3 protein-coding genes and 1 pseudogene are annotated in these 3,025 nt (G+C 33.7%); 1 reads left to right on the forward strand and 3 read right to left on the reverse strand.

From position 1 onward, the window contains the following. Positions 1-188 precede the first annotated feature (188 nt). A pseudogene (locus AB6C75_RS23205) lies at positions 189-410 on the forward strand (transposase); the annotation flags it as partial. Positions 411-467: 57 nt separating this feature from the next. On the opposite strand, the gene AB6C75_RS23210 reads toward AB6C75_RS23205, so the two are convergent. The 3 genes from AB6C75_RS23210 to AB6C75_RS23220 all read right to left on the reverse strand — a co-directional run bounded on the left by AB6C75_RS23210 (position 468) and on the right by AB6C75_RS23220 (position 2,659). Next, on the reverse strand, positions 468-1,067 hold the full coding sequence (locus tag AB6C75_RS23210; protein WP_372109453.1) for a pentapeptide repeat-containing protein: 600 nt from the start codon (positions 1,065-1,067) through the stop codon (positions 468-470). Between the two features lie 229 nt (positions 1,068-1,296). Then, positions 1,297-1,773 (reverse strand): hypothetical protein, encoded by a 477-nt coding sequence (locus AB6C75_RS23215; protein ID WP_372109455.1) that lies wholly within the window; start codon positions 1,771-1,773, stop codon positions 1,297-1,299. Positions 1,774-1,882: 109 nt separating this feature from the next. Then, on the reverse strand, positions 1,883-2,659 hold the full coding sequence (locus tag AB6C75_RS23220) for a 4'-phosphopantetheinyl transferase superfamily protein (protein WP_372109457.1): 777 nt from the start codon (positions 2,657-2,659) through the stop codon (positions 1,883-1,885). Positions 2,660-3,025 lie beyond the last annotated feature (366 nt).

Raw genomic sequence — 3,025 nt, forward strand, 5'->3', positions numbered from 1 at the left:
ATGGGCAACTCGACAACCCTGAAGGCTTACCTATTTGGGAGCAGTTTTATGCGCTAGCAGCCTAATTGTATCTGAAAATCAGTACGCGTGTAGTTAGACTAAATTTTGCGACAAAACCCGATATATTTATGCAGCACTTGAATGCTGCATAATAGGTAGGGTGTTGCATTTCATGTGGCGGAGGGCCTTGGCATATAGAGAACCAGCAGCATTGGGTGTTGGATGTCATTGTTAAAGAAGATGAGCAACAAATTTATGCAGGCGACTCCGCGTTAAACATGGCTTGTTGCCGACGATTTGTACAAAACTTGTTTAGAAAATCTTCAGGAAACTTGTCAGTACCAAGGAAAATGAATAAAGCAGTGTGGGATCAAGATTACAGAGCTTCGATTTTTTTTACATCGGATTAACAAAGCTTATTCGTGCCCTTTAGCTCCATCCATTTACGTAACAAGGCCCGGATAAGATTAGTCAACAAGCTCGATATCTAAGCTATCTAATAAACCTATTACTTCTGATCGTGTAAAGATCGCTTGGGATATATTGTTGTTGAATATATCAATTTTATAGTTACATGACTCAGTAAAATCAACATTCTTTAAATTTGTGTGCGCGAAAACACTATTAAGAAAGTCGCAATACGTTAGTGAAGAATTCTGAAGATCAGCCTCTCTAAAGTCAACTTCATGTAATTTACACTCATCTATTTTTAATTCGTTTAATGTTAAACCAAAAAAAGAAGAATCGGTTAGGATACTCTTAGTAAATCTTATTTCCGATTCGAATTTGAATGATGGCCAATATGCATCTGCCCAATTGACACCTATCAATTTACAGTTTAAAAAAGCAACATCAATAAAGCGTGAATCAGGCACTTTAATCAAACTCAAGTTACAGTTATTAAATGAACAATCTAAAAATTTACATTGAGAGAAAGTTGTAGATGTAAAATCACAACTTATAAACTCACACTCTTCAAAAACTATACCTTCAAGGTTTAAGATCTTCAATTCTTGCTTCTCAAAAGATTGTCTAAAAAACTCTTTATTATTGCTAGTCTTCAGCATTAGCCCTCCAAATTTTAATAATCAAGAAAAATACAAAATTCACAATAAACATCCCCGCTGCAAGCCGTGGGGTATTGATATGAAAACGCCCGCTAACGCCCGCTAACGCATCTCTTTGTTTTCTATTTACGCAGCAAGCTGCGAGGAATAAGACCTAAAGAGATTTAAATTATACTAATTTAACACTAATAACAACCTTTTATCGCTCGTCTAAGCGGAGAAGAACCATTTATATAACGTACTCACATACTTCCGCTAATGTGTTGTTATTATCATCGACAATTCGGCAAGTCCTACCATAAGACATTAGATGTCTGCATCTTATCCTTCTAGAATCAAGATCCTGATTATTGAAGCTGAAAATTTTAACACCTCTGATTTTCACTTCAACTTTATTATCATGAATAACCTTTCCAAATGGCTCATTGGAATTAATAATAATTTTTGAAACATGACTACTTAAATTATTTAAATGTATACGAATATTGGCGAGGATACATTCTCTATTTTTTGTTTTCAATACAACCTCTCTATCTAATAAATTCAGATTAGATATGGTTTGATCGATTTTCTTAATTGACATTTCAGATTTATACCAACGATTAAGACGAATCGTCATCAGCTCATTATGGTTTAAAATATAATTACAATAAAAACAATCGTTAATAGAAGTAAGAAAATACTTTTCAATTTCATGGCTATTCATAAAATTCCTCATAACTACACTACTGTCAAATATACCGAATCAACTTGAAGATGAAGGCTTGAGAACCTGGAAATTATCATTAATTCGAGTTTTCAAAGAGTCTGTTATCTCAAGAAGAGTCACACTCCTCAAATAAATCCATATTTACAACAGAACCAAACGGAACCATATGAAAAGAACGAATATTATATTTTATAGATAGGGGATTCCTAATAGTGATTGCTAACTTATGTCTTGGAATACCATTAAACAACCAATGACTCCAATATATTGGATCTTCACCCCAAGATGTATTGGTCTTTAAATTAATTCTAGATTTTTTATTAACACTAAAACTAAATTCATTTAATGGAATAGACAACCCTCCACCAACCGCTTTTACATAAGACTCCTTTAGAGTCCAAAGCTTCATGAACAAATCTAATTTTTCACTATCATCAGTTTTATCTAATAAAACAACTTCATCTTTGGAAAAGAATTTCTTGTATATATCTTTAAAATTGATACAGCTTTCGCTAAATTCAACATCTACGCCTATTTCATTAAAAAAAGCAACAGCCAAGACTATAAATTCTTGACTATGACTCAAGTTAAAATGGACAGGAAAAAAAGCATTTCTAATCTTTGGTTTCCCGTAAGAATTATAACAAAACTCTATATCATGTGGATTAATCGTAACATATAAAGATAAAACAGAACGAACAAAAAAACGAGTTATTAAAGCATTTTTTCTATCTTTTTCAAACTTAAATTTTTCAATATGCTCTAATTCATCTCGAGTTACAACCCCTCTACACAGTGAAAGTAGCACAGGATCAAGTATATCATCCGGACTAACCACCCAAATATCGACAAAATTTAAATTAGTTGATAATAATCTATGCATATAAAACCAAACTATTGATAATGTTTAAACCGAGATTTCGCAGCTTCACCGAAGATGCAGACCCATTCGTGACAATTACGAAATGTTGCTGCATTTGAGGCACTAGCAGAGAGGCATGTGATTTTTGATGACGAGTCACATTTAACTTCCTGATAATAGCGGGAGATACTTTAAAAGGTTAACAATATCAGTAAACGACTTGGGTAGCCACCCACGGCTAGAGCATTTTAATTCCAGCGTTTAAAAGAACCGAGCGGTACTCATCATCAAGAGCCGCTATCTTCCTCTTTCTTACCATGCTGATGTTTTTACGGTTTTGTCGCAAACTGGGTACTAGGTTATGATTATCCTCAACATTCATCACTT

This window comes from Vibrio sp. 10N.237.312.B06, assembly GCF_041464685.1.
Taxonomy (GTDB): domain Bacteria; phylum Pseudomonadota; class Gammaproteobacteria; order Enterobacterales; family Vibrionaceae; genus Vibrio; species Vibrio tasmaniensis_A.

Bases quoted from the DNA above. Each gene is read 5' to 3' on its own strand.
- AB6C75_RS23210 (WP_372109453.1), bottom strand. From the start codon at position 1,067: ATGCTGAAGACTAGCAATAATAAAGAGTTTTTTAGACAATCTTTTGAG.
- AB6C75_RS23215 (WP_372109455.1), bottom strand. From the start codon at position 1,773: ATGAATAGCCATGAAATTGAAAAGTATTTTCTTACTTCTATTAACGAT.
- AB6C75_RS23220 (WP_372109457.1), bottom strand. From the start codon at position 2,659: ATGCATAGATTATTATCAACTAATTTAAATTTTGTCGATATTTGGGTG.